At 63.9% G+C, this 16,857-nt stretch carries 12 protein-coding genes and 1 pseudogene; 6 read left to right on the forward strand and 7 right to left on the reverse strand.

All coding sequences use genetic code 11. The annotated features are described in order from the left end of the window. Nucleotides 1–9: 9 nt before the first annotated feature. The 3 genes and pseudogenes from FOZ70_RS00350 to FOZ70_RS37880 all read right to left on the reverse strand — a co-directional run. Nucleotides 10–894, reverse strand: a complete 885-nt coding sequence (locus tag FOZ70_RS00350) for a Kdo hydroxylase family protein (RefSeq protein ID WP_021161704.1) — start codon at nucleotides 892–894, stop codon at nucleotides 10–12. A gap of 75 nt (nucleotides 895–969) precedes the next feature. Beyond that, nucleotides 970–1,998 (reverse strand): lipopolysaccharide heptosyltransferase I, encoded by a 1,029-nt coding sequence (waaC, locus tag FOZ70_RS00355; RefSeq protein WP_205713828.1) that lies wholly within the window; start codon nucleotides 1,996–1,998, stop codon nucleotides 970–972. A 118-nt stretch (nucleotides 1,999–2,116) separates the two neighbouring features. Beyond that, nucleotides 2,117–2,808: pseudogene (locus tag FOZ70_RS37880) on the reverse strand (IS3 family transposase); the annotation flags it as partial. A gap of 106 nt (nucleotides 2,809–2,914) precedes the next feature. Here FOZ70_RS37880 and FOZ70_RS00360 point away from each other — a divergent pair. After that, entirely contained in the window at nucleotides 2,915–4,564 is a 1,650-nt protein-coding gene (locus tag FOZ70_RS00360) for an FAD-dependent oxidoreductase (protein ID WP_081332245.1), read from the forward strand. Nucleotides 4,565–4,938: 374 nt separating this feature from the next. Here the strand turns inward: FOZ70_RS00360 and FOZ70_RS00365 are convergent, their stop codons facing one another. From FOZ70_RS00365 to FOZ70_RS00375, 3 genes are all read right to left on the reverse strand, one after another. Next, on the reverse strand, nucleotides 4,939–5,985 hold the full coding sequence (locus FOZ70_RS00365; protein ID WP_175889802.1) for an acyltransferase: 1,047 nt from the start codon (nucleotides 5,983–5,985) through the stop codon (nucleotides 4,939–4,941). 254 nt (nucleotides 5,986–6,239) lie between these two features. Continuing rightward, complete coding sequence (locus tag FOZ70_RS00370; protein ID WP_219704731.1) at nucleotides 6,240–7,118, reverse strand: methyltransferase domain-containing protein; 879 nt, start codon at nucleotides 7,116–7,118, stop codon at nucleotides 6,240–6,242. A 671-nt stretch (nucleotides 7,119–7,789) separates the two neighbouring features. Beyond that, nucleotides 7,790–9,184, reverse strand: a complete 1,395-nt coding sequence (locus tag FOZ70_RS00375; protein WP_021161706.1) for a phosphomannomutase/phosphoglucomutase — start codon at nucleotides 9,182–9,184, stop codon at nucleotides 7,790–7,792. Between the two features lie 263 nt (nucleotides 9,185–9,447). On the opposite strand from FOZ70_RS00375, the gene FOZ70_RS00380 reads away from it, so the two are divergent. From FOZ70_RS00380 to FOZ70_RS00400, 5 genes are read left to right on the forward strand one after another with little or no spacing between them, the layout of a single operon-like run. Then, nucleotides 9,448–10,704, forward strand: a complete 1,257-nt coding sequence (locus tag FOZ70_RS00380) for an oligosaccharide flippase family protein (RefSeq protein ID WP_059590324.1) — start codon at nucleotides 9,448–9,450, stop codon at nucleotides 10,702–10,704. Further along, complete coding sequence (locus FOZ70_RS00385) at nucleotides 10,701–11,525, forward strand: glycosyltransferase (protein WP_021161709.1); 825 nt, start codon at nucleotides 10,701–10,703, stop codon at nucleotides 11,523–11,525. Before FOZ70_RS00380 ends, FOZ70_RS00385 begins: the two co-directional genes overlap by 4 nt. A 51-nt stretch (nucleotides 11,526–11,576) precedes the next feature. Further along, on the forward strand, nucleotides 11,577–12,713 hold the full coding sequence (locus tag FOZ70_RS00390) for a glycosyltransferase family 4 protein (RefSeq protein WP_059619114.1): 1,137 nt from the start codon (nucleotides 11,577–11,579) through the stop codon (nucleotides 12,711–12,713). Between the two features lie 15 nt (nucleotides 12,714–12,728). After that, a complete protein-coding gene (galE, locus tag FOZ70_RS00395) occupies nucleotides 12,729–13,751 on the forward strand; it encodes a UDP-glucose 4-epimerase GalE (protein WP_027788178.1) in 1,023 nt (340 codons plus the stop codon). A 27-nt stretch (nucleotides 13,752–13,778) separates the two neighbouring features. Further along, nucleotides 13,779–14,885 (forward strand): glycosyltransferase, encoded by a 1,107-nt coding sequence (locus tag FOZ70_RS00400; RefSeq protein WP_021161712.1) that lies wholly within the window; start codon nucleotides 13,779–13,781, stop codon nucleotides 14,883–14,885. Between the two features lie 86 nt (nucleotides 14,886–14,971). Here the strand turns inward: FOZ70_RS00400 and FOZ70_RS00405 are convergent, their stop codons facing one another. Next, on the reverse strand, nucleotides 14,972–16,855 hold the full coding sequence (locus tag FOZ70_RS00405; RefSeq protein WP_027788180.1) for a nucleoside-diphosphate sugar epimerase/dehydratase: 1,884 nt from the start codon (nucleotides 16,853–16,855) through the stop codon (nucleotides 14,972–14,974). Nucleotides 16,856–16,857: the final 2 nt, after the last annotated feature.

Genomic DNA, 16,857 nt, shown 5'->3' on the forward strand with positions numbered 1-16,857 from the left:
GGTGCGCGCTCAAACCAGCGCCCTGCCCTTCAGGCGTTCGAGAATGCCGAGCGGCGCGCATTCGCGGCGAACCATCGCGTCGACCGGCAGGAAGAACGTCTGTTCGAGCATGAACTGGCCGGACATCACAGCGTGCGAAGTCTGATCCGAGAAACATATCCACACGCAGCCCGGCGGAAACGGCATCGTCTCCTGCGGGCTGGTCTTCTGGTAGTCGAGATCGGCCTTCATGCTGTCGTGCAGGTTCAGCATCAGGTGGTCGTACGCGCTGCGCGGCGACTTCGTCACGTGCAGCAGGTTCAGCAGCCACGCGGCACCCGGCAGCTGCGGCTTGATGCGCGGCAGGAAGCGCTTCGCGACGTCCTCGAACGGCTCGCCGACGCGCCACACGCGCGGCACGCCGGCCGGGTTCACGTTCGTAAACACGCGCAGGATGCGCTCGCCGTAGTTGGGGCGCGACGGGAACGCGTCGACGTGCAGCCGGCTGTCGTCCTTGCGCCAGGATGTCTGGCGCGTCTCGACCTGCATCAGCCGCAGGCTCGTCGGCGCGACGCGCAGCTTGCCGCGGTATTCGGGAAACAGGCCGTCGACGAGCGTGCCGGCCTGCTGCTGGAAACGCGCGACGAGCGCGCGCACCGCCGACTGCGTGACGCTGTCGCCGAGCACGCCGGCGAGCGCGCCGCCGTTCGGCGCGAGGCTGATGTTCTTGCGTTTCGGGTCGGCGAGCGCCGGATCGAGCAGCGCCTCCTCGCCGCCTTCGATCGCGAAGCGCAGGTGCGGGAAATACAGCACCTTGCCTTCCTCGACGGCGGCCAGCAGCTGCTCGCGCGGCGCCGACAGGTTGTGTCCGCTCCAGTCGGCGGACGGGACTTCGATGATCTGGGATTCGCTCATGATCGGTTCGCTTGGGTTCGCGCGGATTCGTGCCGGTGCGTGCGGGTGCGTGCCGGTTCGTGCCTATGGCGGCCGTTACAGGAGACCAAAGCCCGCGAGCGCCGACTTCACCTGCGCGATCGACGGGGGTTGCCCCGCCGTGCCGAGATTGACGACGTTCGGCGACCAGTAGCCGCCGGTCCGCCAGGCCGTCGCGAAATTGTACAGTTCGACCGTCGGACGCTTCAGCGCCGCCGCGATGTGAACCAGACCTGTGTCAACCCCGACGGTCGCGGCCGCGCCGTCGATCAGGCCGACCACGGCCGGCAGCGACAGCTTCGGCGGCACGATCGCCGCCGCGCCGAATTCCTTCGCGAGCCGCTCGCTGGTCGCGCGCTCCGCGTCGTTGCCCCACGGCAGCACGAGCGATGCGCCGCGCCGCACGAGCGCCTGACCGAGCTCGATCCACGCGGCGTCCGGCCACTGCTTGTCGGCACGCGACGTCGCGTGGACGAACACCACGTACGGCACCGGCAGGTTCAGGCCGAGCGCGGCCACCGCGAGCGCCGCCGCGCGCGTATCGAGGCCGAAGTCGACCGGGTCGGCCGGCGTCGGCGCCGGGTCGCCCAGCGCGGCCGCGACGAGTTGCCGCGAGCGCTCGACGACGTGCGTGCGCGGCGCGATCGGCACCCGCTTGCGATAGAAGAAACGCACGGGCCACTCGTAGCCGGCGCCGTCGGTGCGGTTGCCGAGCCCGACGAGCGGGCCGCGCGCCCAGCTCGCGACCCAGGCCGTCTTGATGAGACCCTGGCAATCGATCACGAGGTCGTACTGCTCGGCCGCGAGGCGCTGGCGGAACGCGCGGATCTCGCGCCACGTGGCGCCCGAGAACGGCTTCTTGCGCCAGCGCCGCAACGAAAACGGCAGCACGTTGCGCACGCCGTCGACGAGCTTCACGAGGTCGACGAAGCTTTCCTCGACGAGCCAGTCGATCTGCGCATCGGGGTGGCGGCGCCGGATATCGGCGATCACCGGCATGTTGTGCACGACGTCGCCCAGCGACGACACGCGCACGATCAGGATCTTTTGCACGCTGAAAAAACGCCGGCTGGCAGCCGGCGACAGGCATAAAGACGCGATTTTATCGCGCCCGGGGGGGCGGACAGGCGAAAAACTGAGGTCGGATTGAATTAGCAGCGGTCACCCCGTTCACGAGCAGTTGATAGGCCAGCGCACAGTGTTACGACCCGCGATCGGTGTGGCGAATCAGCCCTGCAGGCGGCCGGCGAGTCGAAACAGCGCGAAACACGGCGTGCGTGACCAGATGTTTCGTCATCCGTTCGCTCATCGCGTAACCGGCGATTTCACCGCGGTACGGGTCTCTCGGGCCGGCAGGACACAACCAACCCTCATCGATCGCGATCGCCACAGACGCTCGGGCCTAAAACTTTCGCGGATTCGCCGGTGGACCGTGAGCACTTCCGCTTCCTGGGCGAGGTTCCTGCCACGTTCTTTCGGGCGACTTGCGCTTGCGCCACACATGGTTGCCACTCACCGGTACGCCCAGCGCTCGGCACATTGGCGGCACGGGGTGGTCTCGTCGTATTTGTTCAATCCGCACCTCACCTCGACTGCTTCGCGAAGTACGTCGCGAACCTTTCGAGGAGATCGCGCTCCGTTCCGCCCCCGACCAGCTAACGCTTGACCTGCGCCAGCTCGACCTCCCTTTCTGTCAGTGGCTTCCGGTGTCGGTCAACGACATCTTTCAGCTTGCCGGCCTTCGTCGCCCCCCGCCCCCGGTTTGCCAGCACCTTGATCCGCCCTCACCCTCTCCTGCCCCCGTTTCGCCACGCCTCGCGCGGCAAGGATCCGCAGGGTTTCAGTCGATAGTTTTGTGTCATCCGCAAGTGATAAACTCCGCGCACCTTTCGTAATACACCGTAACGTTTTTAATACGTCGTAATAATGAAGGCGCTCGCCGAGCCCGGCTCCTCGTCGCTCGATTCATCTAACCCTGTTTCTCTAACACTCGCGCTGTCACATGTTCGTAGTATTCGATAGTGTTGCAAGCAAATTGCTGCTGGTCGGTTCGGTGCTCATTCTCGCGGCATGCGGCCACGGTACGGACGACGAACCACAGGGGACACCCGCTCCGCCCGTCGCCATGCCCGTTCCGGCGCCGGGATCCGACCCTGCCGATGTCCTCGTCTACGGTGCGACGCCGGGCGGTATATCCGCGGCACTGGAAGCCGCGAAATTGAAAAAGCGGGTCGTCATTCTGGAACCGACGAAACACGTCGGTGGCATGACGACGAGCGGGATCGGCGTGACAGACGCCTATCCCCAGGATCGTCTATGGGCAATGGGCGGTTTCGCGCATCGTTTCGTCGACGCGGTAAACACGCGCTACGGGAAGACCTGGACGATGGGCGGCATATTTCACGAGCCGCATGTCGCCGAGAGCATTCTGCTGAAGATGCTTGCCGACGCCCCGTCCGTTTCCGTCGAATACGGTGCCGAACTGGCGAGCGTTCAAACCGACAATCACGAGATCAAGGTCGTCCAGACGAGCAACGGACATAGTTACGCGGCGAAGATATTCATCGATGCGAGCTACGAAGGCGATTTGCTCGAGAAGGCCGGCGTCGACCATACGCTCGGGCGCGAAGCGAAATCACAATATGGCGAACCCCTCGCCGGCGTTGGCCCCATTTCCATCAAGGACGGCGCGCGCGTGGATCCCTACGTCGTGCCAGGTCGCCCGGACAGCGGATTGCTTCCGCATGTGGCGCCCAACAATCTCGGCGCGCCGGGCACGGCAGACTCGGCCGTGCAGGCATATGGCTACCGGCTTTGCCTCACTCCGGATAAGGGAAACCAGATTCCCGTCGTCAAACCGGCCAACTACGATCCCAAGGAATTCGAACTGCTGGGGCGCGTCGCCGTGGCTCACCCGGAAATCGTCAAGACGTTCAACTACATCGCGAACGTTCCGATTCCCAACAACAAGTTCGACGTCAATAGCCTCGGCCTGCTGTCTACGGACGAGATCGAGGGAAGCGCGGAGTATGCCAATGCGAATGCGAACGGTCGGCGCCAAATCGAGGCGGAGCACAAGCGTTATACGCTGGCGCTCCTGACGTTTCTCGCGACGGATCCCCGCATTCCGCCTAACGTACGCGAAGACGTTCGCTCGTGGGGGTTCTGCAAGGACGAGTTCCAGGATAACGGCGGGTTCCCATGGCGCCTTTATGTACGGGAGAGTCGCCGGATGGTCGGTAGCTATGTGATGACACAGCACGATCTGTACACGGAAACCAGGATCTCTGATCCCATTGGTCTCGGTGCGTTCCCAATCGATCAGCATACGGTCAATCGCATTGCGGTAGACGGACAGGTCGGTACCGAAGGCGCCATTTGGCAGCCACTGCCGCGTCCGTACCCGATCTCGTATCGATCGATCACCCCCAAGTACAGCGAGATCCGGAATTTGCTCGTGCCGGTTGCACTGTCCGCGTCGCACGTCGCGTATTCATCGATACGCGTCGAGCCGACCTTCATGATTACCGGTCAGGCGGCCGGTGCCGCCGCAGCGCTCGCCATAGATTCGCGAAGCAGTGTTCAAAACATCGACTATGCAAAGCTGTCCGCGATACTGGTGAACGAAGGTGCGGTGTTGGCGAACAGATGACGCCGACGGGCCAGCATGGCTGCTTGTACTTTCCGAGGTTCCCGATGGAATTCCTGGTCGCCTTCACCGACTCAACCGAGAAAGCAGTCGACCCAGAACAATCCTTGAAAGCATGTACAGCCAGGCTGCAAGGTCGAAACGATACGGGAGTTGCAGGGAACGGGCATATTGGCGCGTAAAACCTGCAACTCTTTACAAGGCGACTACAAGGACGTTGCGATCGACGGCAAACTCGATCGGAACTGACTCAAGGGCGCGCTGGGTGACGCAATCCACACAGTGCTCGACGCCACGCACAACCTGCGGATGATGCTGCGCAAGCTGATCCGCGATGGACGTCTTACGCTGCTCGGTTTCCGCTAGACACCTTGAATTCACCTGGTGCCTGATTGGCTCATGTCCGGTGTGCCGCCAGACAGGACGCCACCTTTTGCGCGAACCACATTCCTGCAAGGGTCAACTATCTGCCTGTTCAAGTATTCGAGCGCCGCCGATAAAGCCACCGCCAAGGGGAGCGTGAACCAGAACAACGTCCAGCCAGTTGCTTTCGTAGAAAGAAGGAGCTGGATGGCGAAGGCAGCCTGATAGTGGATGAGATAGATCGGGTAAGACAGGCCTCCGATATTTCGATCGATCCATCTGAAATAGCGCCCTTCCGTCGCGGATGCGATGAAGAAGAATGCCACGGCGAATCCCGCCAGATTCAGGTAGTAAGGGATTCCTGCAGCATCGAGCGGGAGGAAATGCAGCGCGCATATAAATCCTGCGTACAGGAGCGTAGCGGTAACCGAGGCATACGTGGTGACGGAAGCCCGACATGCCTTGACTGCGAAATAGAGACATATTCCGATGCCGTACGGAAGTGCGGCCGCAGGTATCGCATATATCCGCTCGTTCACGTCATGAGCCATCGCAACATGGAACAACACGCCGACAAGCAGGCACAGCACGCCGGTTTTGATGTTGCGCGCAGCACCCAATGCGAGCATCACGTACATCGCAAATTCAACGGCTAGCGCCCATGCCGGCGGCACGACGTGCGATACGCTCGCCTTGCCGGGCAGGGGAAAATCCGGGCGCCAGTACCAGTTCATGGCCAAGCGAGCCCACGATCGCAGTGAGTCGGGCAACAGAAAATTTCGGTGATATGCCTCCGCAAGCGTGGGCTCAAGGGCAATCAGCAAAACCGACATGCCGGCTGCAATCCAGTACATCGGATAGAGCCTCAGGAATCGGTTCAGGAAGAATCGAAAGAATCCCGATGATCCGAACCCATAATTGCGATGGAGCGTTGCGGTCATCAGATAGCCACTGATCACGAAGAACGTCGCCACGGCATATGTTGCCGTGAGATCAGTCCATCGCCCTAGATGGGCGGCCATGACGATCAGCGCAAGAAAGGTGCGGAGTGCTCCGAGCATGTTGACGGGTCGAATCGGGAAGGGGCGCAAGCGCATGTTGCGGGTTGCGCCAATTTTCTCACACCACGAATCGCCCCTGGTCCACCCATCGTGCGCTGATCACAATCGGCCGCAGAGCCGTTTCGGCATACCGTCTCACTCGGTTGCGTGCAGGATCTCGAGACGTGGCCGCATCAAGGGGCCGGATCAGACACTGGCGAGCGGCGGGGATGCTTACGCCGCTTTCTCCCCGCCGGAACATTTGGTTTCGTACATTAATTACGCGCGGCGAATCGCCTCGCCGCAAGTCTTAGCCTGAGGTCGAGGTTATATAGCTTTCGTCGAATTTGATTCTTGACCCGCCGCAGGCCACCTTCTTTCCAGATTTTCTTGGACGGCAGATTGAGATCGTGCGGCCTCCGGATTCGCTGGGCCGGCTTCTCGATGATCATGAACTGATCATCCCCCCGGTCAGACAATTCGTAGTTTGAGTTCCTCAAGAACTCTTCAACCGGACTGAAATCCCATAAATGCCATACAAACTCGGCGTTATGTTCAACGATCTCAAATCCGGCATATTCAACGATCTGACGCATTTCGTGTTTCGTGAACTCACGGAAGTGCCAGTCATACATCAATGGCACTTGTTGCATCATCGCCCGCTGAATTGCCCATAGGCTGGCCGCATTCGGAGTTGATATTAGCGCACGCCCCCCAACGCGAAGAACCCTGTAGACCTCATCGAGGAAAAAGAATATTCCGTTCAGCGTCGTCGCCTGCCGATAAGAAATGTCCGAAATATGTTCGATGACCTCGGTACAGATTATGTTGTCGACTGAATTGTCAGCAAAAGGAAGCGGATCATATCGCAGGTCGCTTTCGGTGCCGCGGACGGTTGAGCCCGGAAAGAACGACCATATCACTTTGGAGCTCAAGTATTCGAGGCTACCGATTTCGACACAATATCCTCGGTGAAGCTCGAACGCTTTCATGTATTCGACCGTCAACGCGAAACGCCTTGTATCGAAATGAAGACCTCCGCCGCCGACGCCGAGACGTCGGCCCTCCTCGTCGACGCGCCTCGTCGCTTCGGTGATTGTCTCCTGATTTATATATGGTGAATCGAACCTCGCTCCTGCGGCAATCGTTTCCATATGTCAATGCTCTGTTGACAGCTGGTGGGGATGTTCGGACTGGACATTGTATAGCATCCTCCGCCATTTCTGACTTGCGCCAACCGACGCAGTGATAACAGGGCGCAAACCCGTCTCCGTGTTAGCCGCCTTGTCGGCATACTCCACATCGATCGAATGAGTCAGATATTCGGAATAGCCATGAATGCCAGCCCGGGAGCCTTCAGACTCGTCGAATACCCAGATATTCCCGTATTTGCGCGCTATCTGGGCCGCCTGGATTCCGGATCCGATATGAACCTATATAAATAATGTCGATGATTCGGGTGTGAATCAGACAGGCGAAGGCGAGCAAACGAAATTCGGTCAGCGTTCGGGGCAAGCGTTCATGGCCGCGCGCGAAGAGTCGAAATGGCAAGGTCCATGCGAAGCTGCACTCGACTTCGACATTGCCACCCCGCCCAACGCAACGCGTTCGATCTGATCAGGCAGGCGTGGCCGTAGACGGCACCCGAGGCCTCAAAATCACATCGAATGCTTGCGGCACAGGGACAAACCTGCCCCGTTGCGACTGGAATTGCGGTCTAGCCGCACACAGTGCGAAAAGCGGCTCACGCGATGCGCGTGAGCCGCTTTTCGGATCCAGCCCTGGGGGCGTTTAGCACCAGTGGCGGCCGCGCCGCCACCGGCACTCAGAACGGCAGCTTGACGTCCGGCTTCGCGGCCGTCAGCACGCGGCGGAAGTCTTCCTGGATGCGCTCGAGCCCTTCCTGCGTCTCGGCCTCGAAACGCATCACGACGACCGGCGTCGTATTCGACGAACGCGCGAGGCCGAAGCCATCCGGGTACTCGACACGCAGGCCGTCGATCGTCACGACTTCCTCGGCGCCGTCGAACTTCGCCTCCTTCTGCAGCTTGTCGATCAGGCGGAAGTTCTCGCCTTCGTCGAGCCAGAGCTGCAGTTCGGGCGTGCTCATCGCGTCCGGCAGGCTGTTGAGCAGCGCGCTCGGATCGGCCGTCTTCGCGAGGATCTCGAGCAGGCGTGCGCCCGTGTAGAGACCGTCGTCGAAGCCGTACCAGCGATCCTTGAAGAACACGTGGCCGCTCATTTCACCGGCGAGCGGCGCACCCGTCTCGCGCAGCTTCGCCTTCACGAGCGAGTGGCCCGTCTTCCACATCAGCGGCTCGCCGCCCTTCGCTTTCACCCATTGCGCGAGGTGGCGCGTGCACTTCACGTCATAGATGATCTGCGCACCCGGGTTGCGCGACAGCACTTCTTCCGCGAACAGCATCAGCTGACGGTCCGGATAGATGATCTGGCCGTCCTTCGTGACGACGCCCAGGCGATCGCCGTCGCCGTCGAACGCGAAGCCGATCTCGGCGTCGGTGTCCTTGAGCGCCTGGATCACGTCCTGCAGGTTTTCCGGGTGGGCGGGATCGGGGTGGTGGTTCGGGAACGTGCCGTCGATGTCGGTGAAGCGCTCGACGAGTTCGCAGCCGAGCGCCTTGAACAGGCGCGTCGCGAGCGGGCCGGCCACGCCGTTGCCGGCGTCGACGACGAGCTTCATCGGGCGGGCCGGCTTGATGTCGCCGACGATGCGCGCGATGTACTGGTCGGCCACGTCGAACTGTTCGTACGAGCCGCTGCCCGTTTCGAAGCGCTCGTCGACGATGCGGCGGTACAGCGCCTGGATCTGCTCGCCGTAGATCGCGGCGCCGCGCAGCACCATCTTGAAACCGTTGTAGTCGGGCGGGTTGTGGCTGCCCGTGACGACGATGCACGAATCGACGCGGCGCTCGCCGTCCTTCAGCGCGAGCGGCACGTTCGCCGCGAAATAGCCGACCGGCGTGGGCACCATGCCGACGTCGACGACGTCGACGCCCGCCGCACGCAGGCCGTCGGCAAGCGCGCCGACGAGCTCCGGCCCGGACAGGCGGCCGTCGCGCGCGACGACGACCGCATCGCCGCCCTGCGCGCGCACTTCGCTGCCGAATGCCCGGCCGATCCCGCGCGCCGTGTCGGTGTCGAGCGTCTTGCCGACCACGCCACGAATGTCATATGCCTTGAAGATGGATTGGGAGATCATCGATTCACTTCTCTCAGTTGCGTGCATGGAAAATTGTCTGGCTTGCCTGGCCGCCGCTCGCCGGTGCCGCGCATGATACATGCCCGTCCGGCAAGGAGCGCACCCGCTGGCGCAGAACGGCGGAAGCCACCCCGATCCCACTTATAATCGCGGGTTTTGATGACGCGCATGCCGCCCATTTTAATGCCTAGCCGTCCCGTCGCCGCCGACCTGCAGCCCCCGGGCGCCCTGCCGGCCCCCTTGCGCACACGCCGCCACAGCGCATGCTGAAGCGCTTCGGCAACCCGGACGTCGCGAAGGCCGTCGCGAATCTCGTCTGGCTGGGGCTCGAACGGCTCACGCAGATCGGCGTCGCGATCGCGATCAGCGGCCTGCTGGCCCGTTATTTCGGGCCGGATGTGTTCGGCAAATGGCAGTATGCGAATACGCTCCTCCTGGTACTGGCGCCGCTCACCTGGGTGTGCGGCGCGGAAATCCTCGTCCCGACCATCGTCCAGCGCCCGCCCGCCCAGCTAGGCGCGGTACTCGGCAGCGCATTCGCGCTGCGCATCGCCGTCTCCGCCGCCGCGCTCGTCGCGACCTGGATCGCGATCGCCGCGGGCGCCTTCGATCCGCTGGTCGGCGCGATGCTCGCCGGCCTGGCGGTCACGATGGTGTTCCGCGAACCGTTCGTCGGCGTCATCAACGCGTGGCTGCAGAGCATGACCTACAGCAAGCCGCAGCTCGTCACCAGCATGGTCACCGCGCTGGCGAAGGCGCTGCTCGTCTGGCTGCTCGTCCGTGCGGCCGCGGGCCCCGCCCGCTTCGCGTGGCTGTGGGCGCTCGAGGCCGCCGCCATCGGTTTCGCGCTGATGCTGTACTACCGGCATCGTAACGGCGGCTCGCTCGGCTGGACGTTCGACAAGCCGCTGTTCAGGCACTTTGCGACGGCCGGCACCGTGTTCTGGCTCGGCCTCATCTGCATGTACCTGTTCCTGAAGCTCGACCGCCTGATGCTCGAGCGTCACGTGTCGTTCGCCGATCTCGGCCGCTACTCGGCCGCGCAGCAGCTCAACGAGAACTGGATCACGCTCGCGCTGATGCTCGCGCAGACGATCGCACCCGCCTTCGTCTATCGCGTGCAGGACGTCGCGCGGCTGCGCCGCAACATCGTCCGGCTGATCGCGATGACGGCCTGCCTGATGACGGCCGGCGCGCTCGTGCTCGACGCCGCCGCCCCGCTGATCGTCGGCAAGGTGTTCGGCCACGGCTACGAGGCGTCGGTCGACATCTTCCGCTGGGCGGTCTGGCTGTCGGTGCCGGCCGGCATCGAGGCGATAGGCAATCTTATCGTTCTCAAATATCAAGCAAAATTCGTGTTGCTGTCGAAATGGCTGCTCGCGCTCGCGATCGCCGCGCTCGTCAACCTGTTTGCGATCCCGCGGCTCGGCCTGTACGGCGCGCTCGTCGGGCTGGCGGCCGGCTATCTGGCCGCCGCCGCCGTCAACTTTTATTACATCCGTTTCAAGCTGCGACCATGACGTCCCCTGATTGCCCGACCCCGCTCGACGACGTGGCCGTGCTGATGCCGGCCTACAACGGGCACGACGACGTCGTTCGGACCCTCGCATCGTTTCGCGAGGACACGCCCGTGCACGTGCTGATCGTCGATGACGGCAGCACGCCGCCGATCGTCGCGCCCGACCTGCCCGGCCTCACGATCGACGTGCTGCGCATGCCGGAGAACGGCGGCATCGAGCGCGCGCTCGCGGCCGGCATCGACGCGCTCGCCGCGCGCGGCTTTCGCTTCGCGGCGCGCATCGACGCGGGCGATCTCGCTGCGCCACAGCGCCTCGCAAAGGAGCGCGCGTATCTCGGCGCCCATCCGCGCGTGGCCTGCGTCGGCATGTGGACGCAGGTCGTGTCGCGCGCCGGCGAACCGCGCTTCATGCTGACGCCGCCCGCCGATCCGCGCACGCTGCGCCGCACGCGCTTTCTGCGCTCGCCGCTCGTGCATCCGTCGGTCATGCTGCGCATCGACGCCGTGCGCGAAGTGGGGAACTATCGTGCGAAATACCGTGCGGCCGAGGATCTCGATCTTTTCTTGCGGTTAATGCAACGCTACGATTGCGCGAACCTGCCGGAACTCGGCCTCTATTACGAACTGAACGAGGGCGGGATCAGTGCGACCAAGCGCCGGCGCCAGCTGGTGTCGACGCTCACGCTGCTGTTGAGCCACTTCAACGCGCTGAACCCGTACGACTGGGCCGGCCTCGCCAAGAACCTGCTGCATTTCGTGACGCCGTACCGTACGTTGCAGCGGATCAAGCAGACGCTGTTCGCCGCCCGGCCGTCCGCCTGACGCGTTGCCGGCGTTTTCGGCCATTTCGACGCTTTATTTTTTCTTTTTTTCATGTCCGCCACCTCCCCGCTGCGCATCGCGCTCGTCTGCAACACGGCCTGGGCGATCTACACGTATCGCCACGGGCTGATCCGCGCGCTCGTCGCGCGCGGCGCCGACGTCATCGTGATCGCACCGCACGACCGCACGGTGCCCCTGCTCGAGCAGATGGGCTGCCGCTACGTGGCACTCGCGGTCGCGTCGAAAGGCACGAGCCCACGCGAGGATCTCGGCACGCTTGCCGCACTGTTCCGTCATTACCGCGCGCTGCAGCCCGATCTCGTGTTTCACTACACGATCAAGCCGAACATCTACGGCTCGGTCGCCGCGTGGCTCGCGCGCGTGCCGTCGATCGCGGTGACGACGGGGCTTGGTTACGTCTTCATCCAGAAGAGCCGCGCGGCGAGCGTCGCGAAGCGCCTGTACCGGTTCGCGTTCCGCTTCCCGCGCGAAGTGTGGTTCCTGAACCGCGACGATCTCGCCACCTTCACCGACGAGCAGTTGCTCGCGCATCCCGATCGCGCGCGGCTGCTGCACGGCGAAGGCGTCGATCTCGAACAGTTCGCGCCGGTGCCGCTGCCGGCCGGCAGCGCCCCCGTCTTCATCCTGATCGGCCGCCTGCTGTGGGACAAGGGCGTGCGCGAATACGTGGAGGCCGCGCGCGTCGTGCGCGAGCGCTTCCCGAACGCGCGCTTCCAGCTGCTCGGGCCGCTCGGCGTCGACAATCCGAGCGCGATCGGCCGCGCGGATGTCGATGCGTGGGTCGGCGAAGGCGTCGTCGAGTATCTCGGCGAAGCGCACGACGTGCGCCCCCATATCGCGGCGGCCGACTGCGTCGTGCTGCCGTCGTACCGCGAAGGCGTGCCGCGCACGCTGATGGAGGCATCGGCAATGGGGCGCCCGATCGTCGCGACCGACGTGCCGGGCTGCCGCGACGTCGTCGCCGACGGCGACACGGGCTTCCTGTGCCGTGTGCGCGACAGCGCGAGCCTCGCGGAGCAGCTGCTCCGCATGATCGAACTCGGAACGGCCGGACGCGACGCGATGGGCGCGCGCGGCCGGCAGAAGGTCGCGGCGGAATTCGACGAACAGCAGGTCGTCGAACGCTACCGGCGCACCATCCACTCGTTAACCGGCATCACCCTCTGAAGGAGCGCATCTGCAATGACCGCTAAAGGCACCATCCTCGTTACCGGCGGTGCGGGCTATATCGGCTCGCACACGGCCGTCGAGTTGCTCGACAACGGCTACGATGTCGTGATCGTCGACAACCTCGTCAACAGCAAGGCCGAATCCGTGCGCCGCATCGAGCGGATCACCGGCAAGACGCCCGCGTTCCATCAGGTCGACGTGTGCGACGAAGCCGCGCTCGCCAAGGTGTTCGACGCGCATCCGATCACCGGCACGATCCATTTCGCGGCGCTCAAGGCCGTCGGCGAATCGGTCGAGAAGCCGCTCGAGTACTACCAGAACAACCTCGGCGGCCTGCTCGCGGTGCTCAAGGTCATGCGCGAGCGCAACGTGAAGCAGTTCGTGTTCAGCTCGTCCGCAACCGTGTACGGCGTGCCCGAGCGCTCGCCGATCGACGAGTCGTTCCCGCTGTCCGCGACGAATCCTTACGGCCAGTCGAAGCTGATCGCCGAGCAGATCCTGCGCGATCTCGAGGTGTCGGACCCGACGTGGCGCATCGCGACGCTGCGCTACTTCAATCCGGTCGGCGCGCATGCGAGCGGGCTGATCGGCGAGGATCCGGCCGGCATCCCGAACAACCTGATGCCGTATGTCGCGCAGGTTGCCGTCGGCAAGCTGGAAAAGCTGCGCGTGTTCGGCTCCGACTACCCGACGCCGGACGGCACGGGCGTGCGCGACTACATCCACGTCGTCGATCTCGCGAAGGGGCACATCGCCGCGCTCGACGCGCTCGCGAAACGCGACGCGAGCTTCGTCGTGAACCTCGGCACGGGCCAGGGCTACAGCGTGCTGGAAGTCGTGCGCGCGTTCGAGAAGGCTTCGGGCCGCCCGGTGCCGTACGAACTCGTCGCGCGCCGCCCGGGCGATATCGCCGAGTGCTACGCGAACCCGCAGGCAGCGGCCGACATCATCGGCTGGCGCGCGACGCTCGGCATCGAGGAAATGTGTGTCGACCACTGGCGATGGCAGGAGGGGAACCCGCGCGGTTTTGTATAATCCGCTGTCCATTTTTCGAGCGATCCCATGCTCAGCTTCGCGTCCGGCTTCATCGTCTCCCTGCTCGTCACGCTGTTCATCGTGCGCTACGCGCACCTTCACGAGAAATTCTCGGTCGACAGCGACCTGGCCGGCGTGCAGAAATTCCACGTGCGGCCCGTGCCGCGCGTGGGGGGCATCGGGATCCTCGCCGGGGTCGTCGTGGCCGCGCTGATCCTGTCCCGGCACTATCCGACGATCGCGGGCAGTATTCTCGGCATCGCGGCCTGCGGGCTGCCGGCGTTTCTGTCCGGCCTCGTCGAGGACCTGACCAAACGCGTGTCGCCGCGCGCGCGGCTGCTCTGCACGATGGGCGCGGCCGCGCTCGCGTTCTGGCTGATGGGTATCGCGGTCACGCGCATCAGCGTGCCGCCGCTCGATTTCCTGCTCCGCTACGCGGCCATTTCGGCGTTCATCACCGTGCTCGCGGTCGCGGCGCTCGCGAACGCGGTCAACATCATCGACGGCTTCAACGGGCTCGCGTCGATGGTCAGCTTCATGATGTTCGCATCGCTCGCTTACGTGGCGTTCCAGGTCCGCGACCCGGTCGTCATGTCCGCGTCGATCATCATGATGGGCGCCGTGCTCGGCTTCTTCCTGTGGAATTTCCCGGCCGGGCTGATCTTCCTCGGCGACGGCGGTGCCTATTTCATCGGCTTCATGCTCGCGGAACTCGCGATCATGCTCGTGATGCGCAACCGCGAGGTATCCGCGTGGTACCCGGTGCTGCTGTTCATGTACCCGATCTTCGAGACCTGCTTCTCGATCTACCGGAAGAAATTCATTCGGGGGATGTCGCCGGGGATTCCGGACGGCGTGCACCTGCACATGCTCGTGTACAAGCGGCTGATGCGCTGGGCGGTCGGCACGAAGCACGCGCACGACCTCACGCGCCGAAATTCGCTGACGTCGCCGTACCTGTGGCTGCTGTGCCTCGTCGCGGTGATACCCGCGACGCTGTTCTGGCGGCACACGGTGCACCTGTTCGTGTTCGTCGTGCTGTTCGCGCTGACCTACGTGTGGCTGTATCTCAGCATCGTGCGGTTCCGCGTGCCGCGGTGGATGGTGGTGAGGAAGGAGCGGCGCAGCCACTGAACGGCCCGCCGGCTTCATCAAAAAAACGCCCCGCGGGGCGTTTTTTTTCGTCATTGCCATGCGGTTCGAACCGCCGCCCGGCCAAGTTACCCGTTCGATACGACGCGCACCGACGGCACGCTCTGCAGCGTCGGGGTAACGGCCGTCTGGTATTCCGGCACCCAGCGCCGCAGGTCTCGCCGCACTTCGTCATCGGGCAGGACACGATGCTGCATCAGCCACGGCAGCAGCTCGTCGAGGAAATTGTCCGGTACTTCCCGCGCACGCGCGATCCGCAGTTTCGGATGCGGGGTGCGCGTCGTCGCCTCGTCGTCCGCGAGCAGCTCCTCGTAGAGCTTCTCGCCGGGCCGCAGCCCGGTGAACTCGATCTGGATCTGATCTTCCGAGAAACCGTACAGGCGGATCAGGTCGCATGCGAGATCGACGATCTTCACCGGCTCGCCCATGTCGAGAATGAAGATCTCTCCGCCGTGCCCCATGCTCGACGCCTGCAGCACGAGCTGCGACGCTTCCGGGATCGTCATGAAGAAGCGCGTGATCTCCGGGTGCGTGACCGTCACCGGGCCGCCCTTCGCGATCTGCTGCTGGAACTTCGGAATCACGCTGCCCGCACTGCCCAGCACGTTGCCGAAACGCACGGTTTCGAACTGGGTGCGCCCGCTCGTCTGCTGCAACGCCTGGCAGGCCATTTCCGCGAGGCGCTTGCTCGCGCCCATCACGTTGGTCGGATTGACGGCCTTGTCGGTCGAGATCAGCACGAAGTGACGCACGTCGTGACGGATCGCCGCACGGGCCACGCGGTACGTGCCGAGCACGTTGTTGCGCAGCGCCTGCCATGCGTTGTGCTCCTCCATCAGCGGGACGTGCTTGTATGCCGCCGCATGGAACACGATGTGCGGTACGTGGCGGGACATCACCTGATCGAGCAGCAGGGAATCCTTCGCGTCACCAATGATCGGCACGACCGGCTGATCGGGGAAACGCTCGCGCAGTTCCTCGGTCAGGCGATACATCGCGTACTCGGACAGGTCGAACGCAACGAGTTGCGCTGGCGCGAAACGCAGGATCTGCCGGCACAGCTCGGAACCGATCGAGCCGCCAGCGCCCGTCACCATCACGACACGACCGCGAAGCAGCGCCTCGACGTGCGGCGTGTCGATCGTCACGGCGTCACGGCCGAGCAAATCCTCGAGGTCGATCTCGCGGATCTGTGACAGGAAGCCCTGCCCCGGCATCAGTGCGGTCAGCGACGGCAGCACCATCACTTTCAAGCCGGCGCGCACGCAGAGGGTCGCCGTCCGGCGCTGCACCTCGACCGACGCGGACGGAATCGCCACGATCGCGTATTCGATCTTCAGCGCCTCGGTCCAGTGCGCGACGTCGTCGAGCGAGCCGAGCACCTTGTAGCCATAGATTTCGCGGCCCTGCTTCGTCTTGTCGTCATCCAGCAGGCCGACGAGACGCCATTCGCCCGAGCGTGACAATTCGCGCGCCAGGTTCGCGCCTGCCGTGCCCGCGCCGATCACGAGCACCGGCTTGCCCTGCCCGACGAGGCCGCCGTACAGGTAAAACTCCTTCATCGCGCGATACAGCGCACGGGCGCCGCCCATCATCAGGAACAGCATCAGCGGGGAGACCAGCAGCACTGAACGCGGGATGATCGGCGACGGCTGGAACATCACGGCGCCGATCATCACGATCACGCCGCCGCCCGCAAGCGCCTTCGAAATCCGCACCAGGTCAGGCAGGCTCGCGAACACCCACAGCCCGCGATACAGGCCGAACAGGTGGAACGTCAGCGCATAGACGGGAAGCACCCAGGCGAGCGCAGTCAGCGAGCCCCTCAGGAAATCGGGCGGAACGCTACCGTTGAAGCGAACGAGATAGGCGAACAACCACGCGACGACAACCGCCAGCAGATCGAACAGGAAAGCACTGAGTGACAGCCATGATGCTTTGGATCGCAACATCG

Origin of the sequence: Burkholderia sp. COPS, assembly GCF_019425585.1 — a bacterium.
Classification (GTDB): Bacteria; Pseudomonadota; Gammaproteobacteria; order Burkholderiales; family Burkholderiaceae; genus Burkholderia; species Burkholderia cepacia.